The sequence below is a fragment of the Paenibacillus sp. FJAT-26967 genome, assembly GCF_001541095.1.
GTDB lineage: Bacteria > Bacillota > Bacilli > Paenibacillales > NBRC-103111 > Paenibacillus_F.
In genome coordinates, this window is sequence record NZ_LMXH01000003.1 from 74,692 (window position 1) to 89,691 (window position 15,000).

Genomic DNA, 15,000 nt, shown 5'->3' on the forward strand with positions numbered 1-15,000 from the left:
AGCAGTCCCGGGGCGCTCTTTGCTAATGAGGGTTCAACGGTCATATATGCCTGGCTCACTAAGCTACTTGTCTTTCTTCTCGACGCGTTCGTGCATCCACTCTTCATAGCACTGAATAGCGGCGGCGAGGTCTTCTTCGCCGAGACCTTTGCTCAATCCCATCTGGAAGACGGTCGTCGCGGCATGAAGAGCAGGGGCCGGGAGCTGAAACTTTCCGGTCAGCTCCGAAGCGAGCAGCAAGTCTTTCAGCATCAATTTCAGCGAGAACTGATTGCTGAAATCGCGTTCGATGATCTTAGGGCCTTTCAGCTCAGCCTGCTTGCTGCCGGCAGAGCCGGCTTGTACGATCTGAAGGAACTGCTCAGGCGCGAGCCCGGCTTTGGTCGCGATGGACAAACCTTCCATCAGTCCGATGGCGTTGATGCCGACGATGGTGTTGTGGGCAAGCTTGGCATACGACCCGGAGCCGGAGGGCCCCATGTACAGCACCTTGCTTCCCAGTTCACTCAGCAGCGCATGCTGGGCATCGAACACATCGCGGTCGCCGCCGACCATGAACACGAGCGTAGCGGCTTCGGCGGCTGGCTTGCTGCCGGTCACGGGTGCGTCGAGGAAGGATGCATTCCTCGCGCCTAAATCCGCATGAAGCCGCTGGCTGAGCGAAGGCGAGATTGTGCTGCTGTCGATGACGGTCACTCCGTCTTTGACAGTCCGCAGCACACCGTTCTCGCCATAGAACGCGTCTTCGACCGCGGAATCGTTGCTCAGCATGGTGAAAAGCACGTCGGCCTGCGAAGCGGCCTCGGCAGGAGTAGCCGCGCGCGACGCTCCTGCCAGGACAAGCTCATCTGTCTTGTCCGTGCTGCGGTTATAGACTGTGACGGGATACCCTTTGCGGACCAGATTAAGCGCCATTGGCTTGCCCATGGTTCCCATTCCAATAAATCCGATACGTTTCATGTGTAATCACCTCTTCAAGTGTTGGACGGACATCAACATTTCACTTGCAACTTGTCCGGAAAGCTTTTATAGTAAGAAATCAATGCGAGCATGAAGCAGAAGGCGCGGCTGCCGTGAGACAAATACGGCCAACAAGGTCATACTAGCGGGAGTAAGAAGCGCCGGCAGTAGAGAGAACTTTCCCGCGGGTATCGTTTCCTTCACGACATTGTAATTTGTACATAAGCAGCGAAGATGAGGAACCGTTTTTTAAGCTTCTTGTGGACAAAGACGTGTATGGCTTTAATTGTAGCATGTTTACTTGCGGGCGACACGCAAAAAGCGCCTGTGAGGGGAAGACTTGCAGACAGCGGAGAAGAAAAGTATGCTAGTATAAAAAGTTCAACCGAGGAGGAGAACAAGTTGACCCAAAAGCTTCAATTTGATTACAGCAAAGCGCTGGGCTTCGTTAACCAGCATGAGATTGATTACCTAGCCGAGCCGATTCGAACGGCTCATGACCAGCTTCATAACGGAACCGGTGCCGGCAGTGATTACCTGGGGTGGATCGATCTGCCCGTTAATTATGACCAAGAGGAATTCGCCCGCATCCAGAAAGCGGCAAAGCAAATTCAATCCGATTCGGAAGCTCTGATCGTGATCGGTATCGGCGGCTCCTACCTGGGTGCACGCGCGGCTATCGAAATGCTGTCCCATTCTTTTTATAATCTGCTTGATAAAGATAAGCGCAAAACACCGGCTGTTTATTTTGTAGGTCAAAATATCAGTTCTACATATGTAACGCACCTTCTGGAACTTCTGGAAGGCAAAGATTTCTCCGTTAACGTTATTTCCAAATCCGGTACGACAACCGAACCGGCTATCGCCTTCCGTATTTTCCGCGAACTGCTGGAGAAAAAATACGGCAAAGAAGAGGCGCGCAAACGTATTTATGCAACGACTGACCGTGAAAAGGGCGCTTTGAAGCAGCTGGCAAGCGGGGAAGGCTATGAATCTTTCGTCATTCCCGATGACGTAGGCGGCCGATATTCCGTACTGACAGCAGTAGGGCTCCTGCCGATTGCCGTTGCGGGCATCGATATTGATTCCATGATGCAAGGCGCGGCTGAGGCGCGGGAAGCTTTCTCGAATCCTGACCTGAGCGAGAACCTGAGCTATCAATATGCAGCGGTGCGCAATGCCTTGTACCGCAAAGGTAAGACGACCGAAATTCTCGTCAACTATGAGCCTTCTCTGCACTACGTATCCGAGTGGTGGAAGCAGCTGTATGGCGAGAGCGAAGGCAAAGACGGCAAAGGGATTTTCCCGGCGGCTGTTGACTTCACAACAGATCTGCATTCTATGGGCCAGTTCATCCAGGAAGGCAACCGTAATCTGTTCGAGACGCTCCTGCTGGTTAACCAGTCCGCAGAAGAGATTGTGATCGGAACCGATGCCGACAATCTGGACGGACTTAATTTCCTGAGCGGCCAGACCATGGATTTCGTGAACAAGAAAGCATTCCAGGGTACCATGCTGGCCCATACCGATGGAGGCGTGCCGAACCTCATCGTGACTCTGCCGGATACATCTGCCCATACTTTCGGCTACATGGTGTATTTCTTTGAGAAGGCTTGCGGTATTAGCGGCTACCTGCTGGGCGTGAATCCATTCGATCAGCCGGGAGTAGAGGCTTACAAGAAGAATATGTTCGCCTTGCTCGGCAAACCGGGTTATGAAGAGGACAAAGCAAGACTGGAAGCCCGTTTGCAAGATTAGGAAGAACTTACAATTATTTTTGTGAAAAACTTCAATAATAATGCGGATTATACCGCGGTTTAAGCACAGACAGGCCTTTCCCCCAGCGGGAGGGCCTGTTTTTTATTGGAAAAAATTTTATAACTAAATTAGCTATTGTACTAATATTCTGATTTGTGTAAAATGTAATGAAACAGAATTGAACATGCTAAGAAATGGAATGGAAGAACGATTATGATTGAATCTTACAGAACCGTACAGAAGCTCGCATCGGCTGAAATTACGATCAAGCGTTCTCGTTTTATCGGTCAAGCAATTCCTGTGGCAACCGAGCAGGAAGCGATTGATTTTATTGCAAGTGTTAAGAAGCAGCACTCAATGGCGACACACAATTGCTCCGCTTACATGATCGGCGAGCGCTGCGAGATCCAGAAACAATCCGATGACGGAGAGCCGAGCGGAACGGCGGGTAAGCCGATTCTTGAAGTCATCAGAAATATGAATCTAACGAATGTTGCGGTCGTCGTGACCCGTTATTTCGGCGGAATAATGCTGGGAGCGGGAGGACTTATCCGTGCTTACACAGATGGAGCTGTAGCAGGTATTACGGCGGCTGGGCCCGTCTACAAAGTGAGCCATCAGGAAGTGATGGCCGAGATTGATTATACGTGGTTGGGTAAGTTGGAAAATGAGCTGCGTAACCGTAACACGCTGATGGGTGAAACTGAGTTTACCGACAAGGTGCTGCTCCGCTGTTTTCCGGTTTCTTCGGAATCAGAGGCTTTTGCAGATTGGCTTACCGATTTAACTCAGGGCCAAGGCGTCATTATTCGCGGCGAACATACATATATCGAACATAAAGAACTGCCGTAGACAATTTCATATACCACCGAAGCGGAGGGATTCTTATGGCGAGGAAAGCAGTCGCTCAGGAACTTAGCAGAGAGCGGATTCTTTTGGAGGCCAGAGAGTTATTCGTAACTTGCGGCTATCGCGCTTTAACGATGCGAAGCATCGCTAAAGCAATGGGGTACAGCCATGGCGCATTATACTATCATTTTAAAGAAAAGGCAGAGCTGTTTAATGCACTGATTATGCAAGATTTCAGCGATCTCCTGCAGCGCCAGCGGCAGACTATCGTCGAATCTGCTGTTCTTGGTGTTCCGCTTCTGCAGAAGCTGATGATGGAGTTCATCCAGTTCGGTCTGGATAACCCGCATCATTACGAAATCATGTTTATGATCCGCGATGAAGAACTGCGCCAGTATTCCCGCTCTGAGCAGGCCAAGTGCTTCGACTTGTTCTCGACCGTAGTTCGGCAGATCGTGGCGGGCCAGCCGGATTCGGCGGAGCAGGCTTACCGGATCCCTTGGAATCTTTTTATGTCCATGCACGGCTTTATTTCTTATTCGATTCATTACGGACAGACATTCGAAGAGATGGAGAGAATGGCTGAAGAACATGTTGAGATGCTGTGCACCAACCTGCTCTCCAGCAACTTCTCCGAGCTGCCTGCCGTGAGCAGGCTCAGTCACGAAACAGCTTGACGGTATAAGTGCGGTCGCGCGGTCCGTCGAATTCGCAGAAGTAAATTCCCTGCCATTGTCCCAGTTGAAGCTCCCCATCGGATACGAGAACGGTCTGGGAACTGCCTACCAGCATAGCTTTCAGATGGGCGGCGGTATTACCCTCAGCATGGCGGTCGCCGGGCTGTTTCCAGGGAAAGACATCGCTCAGACGCATAAGCACATCATGTCTTACATCGGGATCGGCATTTTCGTTAATGGCAATACCGGCCGTGGTATGAGGGCAATAGATCACGGCCATTCCATCCTCCACGGCATACTGTTTGATCAGATCGGCAATGATTGAAGTGATCTCTACCATTTCATCCTTTTCATGCGTCCGCAGATTAAACGTATACAGGTTCATGGTATTTCCTCCTCTTATGCGATTTCGGCTCCTAAAACATGTTACAATGGAAGCATAACCGGATAATGAGAGGATGAAACGTATGGATTTGGCGGTATGGTCGGAACAGAATGTTGAATACATGTTTGATGAAATCAAAAAAAAGCTCAGGATGGCAACGGGAGGCTCTATCAAAGCCTCGAATGTCACCCATGAACAATATGAAGATCTGAAAGACCTGTACGACCTTGTCATGAGCAAGCCGAATTTCAGCATCAGTGAAATTGATGCGATTACAGTGGAAATCGGTAAGCTGCGCAAGGGTTAGTCAGGGATCGGGCCGGAATCTGATGATTCACGTCCGTGAGTCTGTTTGCTGAAGAGACGTTCTCTTTTTGCGGACAGGCTTTTTTTGCGTGCGGCAAACTGCGGCTGACCGAACGGACTGTCTATCGTCTCATATTTTTTCTGTTACAGGGACAGCCATCCAATCGCAGGAACCTTGCAAAGCGTATCCTGTTAATGCAGTGGCATTCGTAATCGCTGTAATAGGGAGGTGGACGGCATGAAATCAACACTTCGTAACGATGCGGAAAAACTCGTCGGCCAGAATATTGTGGCGGTCCGCAAAGACGGTTCGATGGTTAGAGGAAAACTGGAGCGTATTAAAGGCAATGAACTGATTCTTACACCGGAAGAAGGCACCGCGCAGACTCGTGCGATCATTCCTCTGGTTCTGTTTGATCTGCTCGCTATAGGAACTTATGGCGGTTATGGCGGCTATGGGGGCTATGGTCCATATGGCGGCGGCTATGGATACGGTCCTTACGGTGGCGGATTTGGCGGCCCGGGTTTCTTCTGGTAATACCCATTTGGATTGAAAAAGGTTGTTTGGGCTGCATGCTCCGCAAGGGGCCCGCAGCTTTTTTTGCGCGTAAAATTAAGCAGGCGGGAATATAAGGAAGGGACGGCAATTGCAGAAGTAGCACCCCCGGCGGATAATCATACACTGAATAGAGCCCAGAGAACTCAGGAAGGGAAGCGAAGCAGTATGGGAGACAGCGGGGATCGGTTCCGGCGGGAGTGGGAACGTAAATACGGCTATGGCGAGGGAGGTATGCCTTCTTTTGAATCGATCTTTGGAGGCAGAGACAGTTTATTCGCAGACATGTCCGAGCGTATCAGGCAAGATCCGGTCAATACCAGTTGGCTCGATGAATGGCTGGAAAAAACGCTCCGGCGGGCCATACCGGACTTCCGTATGCCGGATTGGATGATGACGGATGAAGAAAAGCCTGAAGTGCCGCGGCGGGCTCCTTCGGACGAAATGAAGAAAGATTCGAGCCGGGTAAAGAATCAGGAAAAGCCGCAGGCAAGTAGAAATAGCAGAACTCAGCCACACAAGGTGGAGGGTCTTCTAGCCCATACCCGGACCCTTCCTCCTTTTTCCCACAGTAAAACTGCGCCTCTGGCTTATGAAATAAGTGAAGGAGAAGGCGAACTGATCCTGAAAGTGCATATACCCGCTGCTGTTGATGCGGATAAGATTCATCTGCTGCCGCACCGTACCAGTATGACACTCTCCGGAGGCGGCCTCAAAGGTTTCCGGAAAATCAGGCTGTTTCGCACAATCCTGCCGGATCGATGCCGGGTCAGTAGAGCTTCCTCGTGTATGGTGATCCGGGCGCCTTTAGCAGGAAGATGATCCGAGGGGGCCGGACCGCAGGACCGATCTTGATTTGGTATTGACTGTCAGCAGCCCGGCACTAGGCGCGGCTAGTATGATATAAGAACAATAAGCCGCAGCTGTTTGAAAACAAAATGCCCGCTACCAGCTAATGGAGAGGAGGCTGCTTCCAACGAGCTGCGGCTCTGCCGGTCTCTTAAGCATGGGGTTCAGGCCGCTCGGCTAATCCGCCGGCAAACACGGAATCCGGCGCGGGCTGCGGGGCAACTATTGATGCAGGTAATCAGCGCGGATCTCTGCTTTGGAGCTGCTGCTGTGCCATCCGGACCAGTTCACGGACCATCCGCCCGCCGATCTGTCCGCCAATCCGGCCGGCATCTTCGGTACGGAGCTGTCCGTTGCTGCCAGGGACAAGAGGGATACCGAGCGACTGGGCCACTTCATATTTCACCTGGTTAGGCTGATCAGGCGATACCTTGTAGCCTGCCTCGCGCATAACCTCTGCCTTGAATCTGTCCAGACTCCGCTCACTTCCGGGAAAGGCAGCTCTGCGGCTGCGTCTTCTTGCCATACTGTCACCTCCTGTGGTTAGTTAGGATACCCAGGTGCGGCGGCGGTATGAATAGGAAGAGGAGACTGATTAAATTATTTGTAGATCGGTTCACCTTGAGCATGAACGACTTCTATTTCTTCAACATAAGAACGGGAAGACAAGGTCTTCTCAATTAAGTAGAGCGGGCGGTGTTTGACCTCGCGGTAAATTTTTCCGATATATTCGCCTATCAGTCCCAGGGCAAGCAGCTGTACCCCGCCGATGAACCAGACGGACAGAATAAGCGATGTCCAACCGGACACTGCTGTTCCCATTAACTTGGAGATGATGGCATATACGCCTGCAAATACACTGAAGATGGAGAAGAGAAAACCGGTCAGTGTCACAAGTCGGATCGGTTTAACGCTAAAGGAAGTTATGCCGTCCAGTGCAAACGAGACCATTTTGCGAAGCGGGTATTTGGATTCTCCGGCGAAGCGTTCCTTCCGTTCATACATAACTTCAGCTGTACGCAGTCCGAGCAGGGGCACGATCCCCCGCAGGAAGACATTCACTTCTTTGTACTCTGCCAGGTAGTCGAGAGCGCGGCGGCTCAGCAGGCGGTAATCGGCATGATTGTATTTAATCTGAACGCCGAGCCGGTGCATAAGTTTGTAGAAGGACTCTGCCGTTGTTTTTTTGAACCAGGTATCGGTTAAGCGGGCGCTACGAATTCCGTATACCACCTCGGCCCCCTCATGGTATTTCACCACGAAGTCCCGGATCGCGTCGGTATCGTCCTGCAGGTCCGCATCAATCGAAATGGTGATATCCGAAGTTTGCCGGGCCGTCATAAGACCGGCCAGCAGTGCGTTCTGGTGTCCGGCATTACGGGCAAGCTTCACACCCGTTACAAAATCGTGAGAACGGCTGTACTGCTCAATGAGCGCCCAAGTGCGGTCTTTGCTGCCGTCATCCACGAAAAGTACAGTGCTATGGGCGCTGACCAGCTTGTCGTCAATCAGGTCTTGCAGAACCTTGTCGAGCCGGCCCACGGTTTCATGAAGCACTTCCTCCTCGTTATAGCAGGGAACAACTATGATCAGAACGGGAGTAGACATCCACTGTGTCTCCTTTCTTTGATGAGAGCTTATTTCTTTTATATTCCGTTCAAGTCACATTTAGTTTGTATAGCTTTCCTTATTGTAAACAAGTCCTTCTTTCTAAACAAGCCAAATGATGGGAGAGATTGCCAATCGTTAATGGCGAGTAAAACGCATATGAGAAGAGGGCGGAGCTTATAAATGGAGGCGGAGTCCGAATAAACATAACAGGTCGGATATACAGGAGAAATAATGAAGGAAATCCGTTAATAAACTAGCCAATAGAAGACATAAAAAGCTTCGGCACAGCATACAAATTATAATCATTATAAAATTATAATCATTCTATTGACGGTGTTTTTCCTCGATGGTATACTATCCTACATGATATTGATAATCATTTTCAAATAATAATAATGATAAAGAGGTGCTTGAATGAATCCACATCGTCTGAACCTTACTACCAATCAAGGCGCACCTGTAGCCGATAACCAGAACTCAAGAACAGCCGGTACTAACGGTCCTACCTTGCTGGAAGATTATCATTTGCTGGAGAAATTAGCTCACTTTGACCGTGAACGTATTCCGGAGCGTGTCGTTCATGCCAGAGGAGCAGGCGCGTTCGGCGTATTCCGCCCTTATGCAAGCATGAGTGCGTACACGAAGGCTGCATTCCTGCAGGATGCTTCGGTTGAAACCCGGGTGCTGGTCCGCTTCTCAACGGTGATTCATCCGAGCGGTTCTCCGGAGACACTTCGCGATCCTCGCGGATTTGCGGTCAAATTCTACACTTCGGAAGGTAATTATGATCTTGTAGGAAACAACCTTCCTGTTTTCTTCATTCGGGATGCGATGAAATTCCCGGACATGGTCCATTCTCTTAAGCCGGCTGCGCACACGAATGTACAAACGCCTAATCATTTGTGGGACTTCATGTCGCTCTCGCCGGAATCCACTCACATGCTGACCTGGGTCTTCTCAGACCGCGGAACCCCTGCTAATTATCGTGAAATGGACGGATTCGGGGTTCATGCTTTTAAATGGATCAACGCTGAAGGCAAGGCTGTTTATGTCAAATACACATGGAAGTCTCTCCAAGGCGTCCGCTCGCTAACGCGTAAAGAAGCCGAAGTACAGGGGGGAGAAGATCACAACCATGCCACACGTGACTTGTACGATTCCATTGAAGCGGGTAACTATCCGGAGTGGGAGCTGCACGTGCAAATGATTGAACCGGGAAGCCTGAATGATTTCAGCTTCAATCCGCTCGATCCGACTAAAGACTGGCCGGAAGATGTGGCCCCGCTTATGAAGGTAGGACGGATGACACTCAATGAGAACCCGAAGAATTATTTCGCTGAGGTGGAGCAGGCTGCTTTTGCTCCCAGCGTACTCGTTCCGGGAATCGAACCTTCTGAAGATAAGCTGCTGCAAGGCCGTCTGTTCTCGTACCCGGATACGCAGCGTCATCGTCTGGGAGCGAATTATTTGCAAATTCCGGTAAATTGTCCGTATGCGCCAGTCCGAAATTACCAGCGGGACGGTCAGATGGCGGTTCGCCAGAACATGTCGGCCATCAATTTCGAGCCGAACAGCTACGAGCATGCCCCCAAAGAAACAGGCGGTGTCCACGCAGAGAGTGAAACTCCGCTTCATGGGACTGCAGCACGCCGGAAGATCGAGAAGACGGATGATTTCACGCAGGCGGGTGACCGTTATCGCGGCTTGTCTCCACAAGAGCAGGCTAATCTGATTGACAATATCTTAAACGATTTGAAACAAACGGATACCCAGATTCAGCTTCGTGCCGTCTGCAATTTTTTCCGTGCAGATGTTGAATTCGGTACCCGTCTTGCCGGCGGGCTGGGGATCGACCTCAGCGGATTTATACCGCAGGCGCCTGTAGAAGCCAAATAAAGGCTGAACTTTTTGAATGACAGACATATTCTTTTGAAAATTTTGGATAGTTCTGAAAAAAAGCACCCTTGAGAATGTACATCAAAAAAAGCCTGAATCCGATTTATCGGCGGATTCAGGCTTTTTGACGTAAAGTTCCTCATAAGCAGTTAATAGATCAGCGGGCGAATTGCAGGAACCTTATGTCCGTTCGTGTGTCCAATCCCTCAACATATGGATCAGAGCATCCGAATCTATGGGTTTAGACATATAGTCCGAAGCGCCGGCCCGGAGGCATTCCTGGCGTTCAATCGCCTGCGCTTTGGCTGTCAGTGCTATAATCGGCAGCGACTTAAATTCCTCCATCCTGCGTATTTGGCGGATGGCGCTCTTGCCGTTCATTTCGGGCATCATAATATCCATCAGGATGATGTCAATATCAGGCCGCTGCCCGAGAAGATTCAGGCATTCCTGCCCGCTGTAAGCTTTGATGATTATAGCACCGCGGGATTCGAGTACGGCGGACAAGCTGCGGACGTTATTCGGGTCATCATCGACTACGAGCACCGTCACACCCTGCAGCAGATCGCGTGTGACCGGCTGCGGAGCCGCGTCTGTTTCTTCAGCAGCGGTGCGCGCTGCGGTATCTGGCGAAGGAAGCGGCAGATCTGCCTCCGCCACTCCAGGGCCTGCTCCAGCCGGATTCGCTGAGGTATCCAGCTCTTCGTGCTGAACAGGCGTGAAGGTCATCGGCCGGGGTACTTTCGCTTCTTCGGCAAGGAGCCTTAGTTCTTGATCGCCGCCGCTCAGAGAGCTCGAAGGGAGCAGCAACGTAAATGTGCTGCCGGTTCCTTCTTGACTGGCCAGACGGATGTCACCGCCGAGCAGGATAGCGAATTCGCGGCTGATGGACAGGCCAAGGCCCGTACCGCCGAATTTGCGGCTGGTCGTGCCGTCTGCCTGATAGAAGGCCTCAAAGATTTGCTCCAGCTTGTCCGGACGGATGCCGATGCCGGTATCCCGTACATGGACTGCGGGATGCCTCTGTCCGTATTCATCCGTTTCAACCAGGAACTCCAGCGTAACACCGCCCCGGACGGTGAATTTAAAAGCGTTTGAAAGCAGGTTTTTGAGAATCTGCTGAAGTCGCTGTTCGTCCGTATGGATAATGTCCGGAAAGCTGCTGCTGTTAATAGTGAAGGTGAGGTTCTTCTGGACGGCGACGTGTTCAAACATCCGGTTCATGGACTCTCTCACTTCAAGGACACTCACCTCACCGAGCGAGATGCTCATGCGTCCGGCTTCTATTTTGGACAAATCCAGAATGTCATTAATTAAATTCAACAGATCTTGTCCCGAGGTATGAATGATTTCCGCGAACTCTATTTCTTCCTCGGAAAGAGTGTCATTCGGGTTCTCTGCCAGGAATTGCGATAGAATAAGCATACTGTTCAGCGGTGTACGAAGCTCATGAGACATATTGGCAAGGAATTCGGATTTGTAACGGGAGGCGAGTATCAGCTCGTGATTTTTCTCCTCCAGCTGGAAGCGGATGCGCTGAAGCTCTTCAGCTTTTTCTTGCGATAGACGGAACTGTTCGGCGAGTTTCTGGTTTGTCGAATTCAGCTCCTGGCGCCTCTGGAAGTCTGTTTTGAAATCATGCAGGATAAAGGCAAAGAAGAAACTGAACAAGAGGCTGGCCGGCGCAGAGAAGGGGGCCATTTCAACCAGATATTTAATTGCCGGATAGACGCCGAGAAAGGCAATATCCACGACATTGACTATATTGACAATCAGAATAATAATGCCGAAATATATGAGCGGATGAAGCTTATACCGGGCAAGCACACGGACGCACAGAGCTGTAACGAACCCGAGTATCAGTGCATTGGCAAAACCCGCCCAGGCTGCATGATTAAGACCGAAGGTAAGGCGGGCAATACCGATTCCGGCTCCAATGGTAATAATGTGCGAAGCGCGGGTGAGGAACAAGGGAGCCACAATGATCGGTACAAACCGCAGATCGAAAATCACGGATTGGGAATATTGGGTTCCGTACATCATGGACAGCCAGCCGGCTGCAATGGATAGTGCGATATAGAGCCGCCGCATCCAGATGACCGGGAGTTTGTACAAGATAAATTTGTAGGCAAGACTGGCAATGTAGGTGAAAGCGAGAATGGTGCTGATATTGGCAAAAAAAGATAAAAAATAACCAGTAAAGTCGTTCATTAAAATTCCTTTCTGGTTCGGAGACCGGGGAAGAGGCCGTTTTCGAAACGGCATTTATTAGTAGTATAACAAACAATTCACTTTAATAACGAAAAAAAGGTCCCATGCGGGACCGGATTAAGATGGGATTAGCGGTTGTCTACTTTTTCGGGATAAAGATCGTGATTCATGAGACGGTGTTCGGCCATTTGCTCGTATTTGGTGCCAGGGCGTCCATAGTTGCAGTAAGGATCGATCGAAATACCTCCGCGAGGGGTGAATTTACCCCAGACTTCGATGTATTTCGGCTCCATCAGCTTGATGAGATCGTTCATAATAATGTTCATGCAGTCTTCGTGAAAATCGCCATGATTGCGGAAGCTGAACAGATAAAGTTTAAGTGACTTGCTTTCCACCATCTTGGCATCTGGAATATAGCTGATATAAATCGCAGCAAAATCGGGCTGGCCTGTGATCGGACATAGGCTTGTAAATTCCGGGCAGTTAAATTTCACGAAATAATCCCGGTAAGGATGTTTGTTGTCAAAAGATTCAAGCACCTGCGGCGCATAGTCGAACGGGTATTTATTCTGCTGATTGCCCAGCAGTGTCAAATTGAGCTCGTCCTGGTTTCTTCCGGCCATTAGGAGGCACCTCCGGTTGTATAGGTAATGGTATGAGATATAAGATTTGGGACACGGGAACATAGTTTCTCTTAGGAAAAAGTTAAAGACGGTACAGGTGAACGGGTTGCGGGAGAGCGACCGTCTCTGAGAGCAAGCAGCGCCTGTTTGCCTGCAGGCTGCCGCAGATATAAGCGGTGCCGGCTTGATTCATCCAGCACCGGCAGCTAGCGGCGGGCATTCATCCGGCGCAGATCGCAGGCCGGGCCGCGAAGCCAGGCGGGTCCAGGCATACCGCTCCGGAACCGCCCTTAGCTATACGCCCCGCTTATTGCCCCATAAGAGTGCGTGCAGCTGCGGAAGCACACGCACATCGTTCAGTTCATCGGTGGCCATCGTCAAGTCGACGAGCCACTCGTACTTGCGCAGCAGCTGCTGCCGGAGCAGATCGTCGTCCGCCGTCCGGACGTCGTCATTGCCGGCCTGCAGATAGAACGGGACGGCGGGATAGCGGCGGTGGATGTCAGCGGCGAACGCGAAATCGCGTTCATCGAATACGACCACCTTAAGGCTGACGCCGCCCGGGTCCAGTTGCCCCAGCAAGGAGTCGAGCTTGGTGAAATCGGTCTCCATGCCGGAGCTGGGCGGTTTGGGAGAGACGGTAACCTCGTCGATCTCCCGCAGCCAGTCCTGCCAGCGGGAGCCCTGCGTCTCGACGGCGGTGCGGATACCCTTCTCCCGCAGCAGCCGGACGAGCGGACCTAATCCGCGCAGCAGCGCAGGATTGCCGCCGGAGAGCGTGACGTGGGAGAAGCGGCTGCCGCCGGCGCGGACAAGCTCCTCCCAGACAGCGTCCGCCGTAAGCTGACGGATCTCGCCTGCGCCCGATCCGTCCCAAGTGAAGGCGGAGTCGCACCAGGAGCAGCGGTAATCGCAGCCGGCGGTGCGCACGAACATCGTCTTGCGCCCGATGACCATGCCCTCGCCCTGGACCGTCGGGCCGAAGACTTCGAGCACGGGAATGGTCGGTTCAGCCGTGTCGGCCGCCTGGCTTTGGCTGATGTTCACATCTATGCCTGCGCCGCGGCTTGTCTTCTGTGCGCCTGCAAGTAGGCTATCGCTGCTCATTCGGCCATCCACTCCCGTCTGACCTCTGCGAAGCTGGTCGGCGTCTCGTACAAGCGGACGAATTCAACGCGTCCCCCGAGTACTTTGTCCGCATATTCTTCGGAAGACAGTGCGGTCTCCATTTGCTCGAACAGCCATACGACCATGTTTTCCGCCGTAGTGTTCATGGGAGGAAGGGTCTCGTTCAAGTAGCGGTGATCCAGGTGAGGCTCGATTTGCCGCTTCCAAATTTCTTTGATATCTCCAAAATCGAGCGTCAGCCCGACTTCATTCACATAGCCGCTTATTCCATAAACAGCTTTGTACGTATGGCCGTGGAGGTTCTTGCATTTTCCTTCATAAGCATGGAGGTGATGCGCGGCGTCGAAAGTGAATTCTTTGGAAACAAGGACGCGTTTATTGTGGTAACGAAGCTGTTCCTTGTGAATGTCCTGTCCGTACTGCTGCAGTTTTTCTACAATGCGGAACACACCGGGGGTTTTCACTTCGCATCAGCTCCTTCACGCTCACCCAGGTAAGTGTGAAGACCGTTTGAGCGGAGCTGGCAGGCCGGGCATTCGCCGCAGCCGTCCCCGATGACACCGTTGTAGCAGGTGAGAGTCTTCGTGCGTACATAATCAAAAGCTCCGAGTTCGTCGGCAAGCTTCCACGTCTCGGCTTTGTTGAGCCACATGAGCGGCGTATGGATGACGAATGGGTAGTCCATGGACAGATTCAGCGTAACATTCATCGACTTCACGAAAGCATCCCGGCAGTCGGGGTAGCCGCTGAAATCCGTCTCGCAGACGCCGGTAACCAAGTGCCTGGCACCTGCCTGTTTGGCGTACACGCCGGCAAACGACAGGAACAGGAGGTTTCGTCCGTCCACGAACGTAGAAGGCAGCTCTCCCGCCTTCTGTTCAATCTCTATATCTGTGCGCGTCAGAGCGTTTGGCGCCAGCTGGTTGAGCAGGCTCATGTCGAGCACGGTATTCTTGACACCCAGCTCGCGGGCGATGCTCTGCGCACATTCAATTTCCAGTTTGTGACGCTGGCCGTAATCGAAGGTAAGGGTTTCAACCTCACCGAACTGTTTCTTAGCCCAGAACAGGCACGTCGTGCTGTCTTGGCCGCCGCTGAACACGACAACCGCTTTTTGTTGTTTCATGGCTCTTCCGTCTCCTTTTTAAATCAAAAATAGGTGATAGAGAGAGTTCTTGATCCGTCATTTTA

16 protein-coding genes are annotated in these 15,000 nt (G+C 51.6%); 7 read left to right on the top strand and 9 right to left on the bottom strand.

The window, feature by feature from the left end; translation table 11 throughout:
- Positions 1–63: 63 nt before the first annotated feature.
- The gene (locus tag AR333_RS14995) at positions 64–960 is read right to left on the bottom strand and encodes an NAD(P)-dependent oxidoreductase (protein ID WP_068776185.1); all 897 of its coding nucleotides are present in this window, start codon (positions 958–960) and stop codon (positions 64–66) included.
- Between the two features lie 402 nt (positions 961–1,362).
- Here AR333_RS14995 and AR333_RS15000 point away from each other — a divergent pair, with 402 nt between their 5' ends.
- The 3 genes from AR333_RS15000 (at position 1,363) to AR333_RS15010 (ending at position 4,244) form a co-directional block, all read left to right on the top strand.
- Positions 1,363–2,718 carry a glucose-6-phosphate isomerase gene (locus AR333_RS15000; protein ID WP_068776186.1) on the top strand — a complete coding sequence of 452 codons (1,356 nt, stop codon included), beginning with the start codon at positions 1,363–1,365 and terminating at the stop codon, positions 2,716–2,718.
- 213 nt (positions 2,719–2,931) lie between these two features.
- A complete protein-coding gene (locus tag AR333_RS15005) occupies positions 2,932–3,570 on the top strand; it encodes a YigZ family protein (RefSeq protein WP_068776187.1) in 639 nt (212 codons plus the stop codon).
- A gap of 35 nt (positions 3,571–3,605) precedes the next feature.
- Positions 3,606–4,244 carry a TetR/AcrR family transcriptional regulator gene (locus tag AR333_RS15010; protein ID WP_068776188.1) on the top strand — a complete coding sequence of 213 codons (639 nt, stop codon included), beginning with the start codon at positions 3,606–3,608 and terminating at the stop codon, positions 4,242–4,244.
- Here AR333_RS15010 and AR333_RS15015 read toward each other — a convergent pair.
- Positions 4,225–4,629, bottom strand: a complete 405-nt coding sequence (locus AR333_RS15015) for a secondary thiamine-phosphate synthase enzyme YjbQ (protein ID WP_068776189.1) — start codon at positions 4,627–4,629, stop codon at positions 4,225–4,227. The genes AR333_RS15010 and AR333_RS15015 overlap by 20 nt on opposite strands.
- An 82-nt stretch (positions 4,630–4,711) precedes the next feature.
- Between AR333_RS15015 and AR333_RS15020 the strand changes: the two genes are divergently transcribed.
- The 3 genes from AR333_RS15020 (at position 4,712) to AR333_RS15030 (ending at position 6,313) form a co-directional block, all read left to right on the top strand.
- On the top strand, positions 4,712–4,936 hold the full coding sequence (locus AR333_RS15020) for a DUF1128 domain-containing protein (protein ID WP_068776190.1): 225 nt from the start codon (positions 4,712–4,714) through the stop codon (positions 4,934–4,936).
- Positions 4,937–5,173: 237 nt separating this feature from the next.
- Complete coding sequence (locus AR333_RS15025; protein ID WP_068776191.1) at positions 5,174–5,473, top strand: hypothetical protein; 300 nt, start codon at positions 5,174–5,176, stop codon at positions 5,471–5,473.
- Between the two features lie 63 nt (positions 5,474–5,536).
- Positions 5,537–6,313 carry a hypothetical protein gene (locus AR333_RS15030; RefSeq protein ID WP_068776192.1) on the top strand — a complete coding sequence of 259 codons (777 nt, stop codon included), beginning with the start codon at positions 5,537–5,539 and terminating at the stop codon, positions 6,311–6,313.
- 265 nt (positions 6,314–6,578) lie between these two features.
- Here AR333_RS15030 and AR333_RS15035 read toward each other — a convergent pair whose 3' ends face one another.
- Complete coding sequence (locus tag AR333_RS15035; RefSeq protein WP_068776193.1) at positions 6,579–6,866, bottom strand: small, acid-soluble spore protein, alpha/beta type; 288 nt, start codon at positions 6,864–6,866, stop codon at positions 6,579–6,581.
- 74 nt (positions 6,867–6,940) lie between these two features.
- Entirely contained in the window at positions 6,941–7,948 is a 1,008-nt protein-coding gene (locus AR333_RS15040; RefSeq protein ID WP_068776194.1) for a glycosyltransferase family 2 protein, read from the bottom strand.
- Between the two features lie 417 nt (positions 7,949–8,365).
- Here AR333_RS15040 and AR333_RS15045 point away from each other — a divergent pair, with 417 nt between their 5' ends.
- The gene (locus tag AR333_RS15045) at positions 8,366–9,847 is read left to right on the top strand and encodes a catalase (protein WP_068776195.1); all 1,482 of its coding nucleotides are present in this window, start codon (positions 8,366–8,368) and stop codon (positions 9,845–9,847) included.
- Between the two features lie 180 nt (positions 9,848–10,027).
- On the opposite strand, the gene AR333_RS15050 is transcribed toward AR333_RS15045, so the two are convergent.
- From AR333_RS15050 to queC, 5 genes are all read right to left on the bottom strand, one after another.
- Complete coding sequence (locus AR333_RS15050) at positions 10,028–12,058, bottom strand: ATP-binding protein (protein WP_084783715.1); 2,031 nt, start codon at positions 12,056–12,058, stop codon at positions 10,028–10,030.
- Between the two features lie 128 nt (positions 12,059–12,186).
- Positions 12,187–12,681 carry a preQ(1) synthase gene (queF, locus tag AR333_RS15055; protein WP_068776196.1) on the bottom strand — a complete coding sequence of 165 codons (495 nt, stop codon included), beginning with the start codon at positions 12,679–12,681 and terminating at the stop codon, positions 12,187–12,189.
- A 294-nt stretch (positions 12,682–12,975) separates the two neighbouring features.
- Positions 12,976–13,788, bottom strand: a complete 813-nt coding sequence (queE, locus tag AR333_RS15060) for a 7-carboxy-7-deazaguanine synthase QueE (RefSeq protein ID WP_084783717.1) — start codon at positions 13,786–13,788, stop codon at positions 12,976–12,978.
- Positions 13,785–14,273 (bottom strand): 6-carboxytetrahydropterin synthase QueD, encoded by a 489-nt coding sequence (gene queD / locus AR333_RS15065; protein WP_068776197.1) that lies wholly within the window; start codon positions 14,271–14,273, stop codon positions 13,785–13,787. Before queD ends, queE begins: the two co-directional genes overlap by 4 nt.
- Positions 14,270–14,935 carry a 7-cyano-7-deazaguanine synthase QueC gene (gene queC / locus AR333_RS15070; RefSeq protein WP_068776198.1) on the bottom strand — a complete coding sequence of 222 codons (666 nt, stop codon included), beginning with the start codon at positions 14,933–14,935 and terminating at the stop codon, positions 14,270–14,272. Before queC ends, queD begins: the two co-directional genes overlap by 4 nt.
- Positions 14,936–15,000: the final 65 nt, after the last annotated feature.

Coding starts and splice junctions, on each gene's coding strand:
- AR333_RS14995 (WP_068776185.1), bottom strand. CDS start 960: ATGAAACGTATCGGATTTATTGGAATGGGAACCATGGGCAAGCCAATG.
- AR333_RS15005 (WP_068776187.1), top strand. CDS start 2,932: ATGATTGAATCTTACAGAACCGTACAGAAGCTCGCATCGGCTGAAATT.
- AR333_RS15010 (WP_068776188.1), top strand. CDS start 3,606: ATGGCGAGGAAAGCAGTCGCTCAGGAACTTAGCAGAGAGCGGATTCTT.
- AR333_RS15015 (WP_068776189.1), bottom strand. CDS start 4,629: ATGAACCTGTATACGTTTAATCTGCGGACGCATGAAAAGGATGAAATG.
- AR333_RS15020 (WP_068776190.1), top strand. CDS start 4,712: ATGGATTTGGCGGTATGGTCGGAACAGAATGTTGAATACATGTTTGAT.
- AR333_RS15025 (WP_068776191.1), top strand. CDS start 5,174: ATGAAATCAACACTTCGTAACGATGCGGAAAAACTCGTCGGCCAGAAT.
- AR333_RS15035 (WP_068776193.1), bottom strand. CDS start 6,866: ATGGCAAGAAGACGCAGCCGCAGAGCTGCCTTTCCCGGAAGTGAGCGG.
- AR333_RS15040 (WP_068776194.1), bottom strand. CDS start 7,948: ATGTCTACTCCCGTTCTGATCATAGTTGTTCCCTGCTATAACGAGGAG.
- AR333_RS15045 (WP_068776195.1), top strand. CDS start 8,366: ATGAATCCACATCGTCTGAACCTTACTACCAATCAAGGCGCACCTGTA.
- AR333_RS15050 (WP_084783715.1), bottom strand. CDS start 12,058: ATGAACGACTTTACTGGTTATTTTTTATCTTTTTTTGCCAATATCAGC.
- queF (WP_068776196.1), bottom strand. CDS start 12,681: ATGGCCGGAAGAAACCAGGACGAGCTCAATTTGACACTGCTGGGCAAT.
- queE (WP_084783717.1), bottom strand. CDS start 13,788: ATGAGCAGCGATAGCCTACTTGCAGGCGCACAGAAGACAAGCCGCGGC.
- queC (WP_068776198.1), bottom strand. CDS start 14,935: ATGAAACAACAAAAAGCGGTTGTCGTGTTCAGCGGCGGCCAAGACAGC.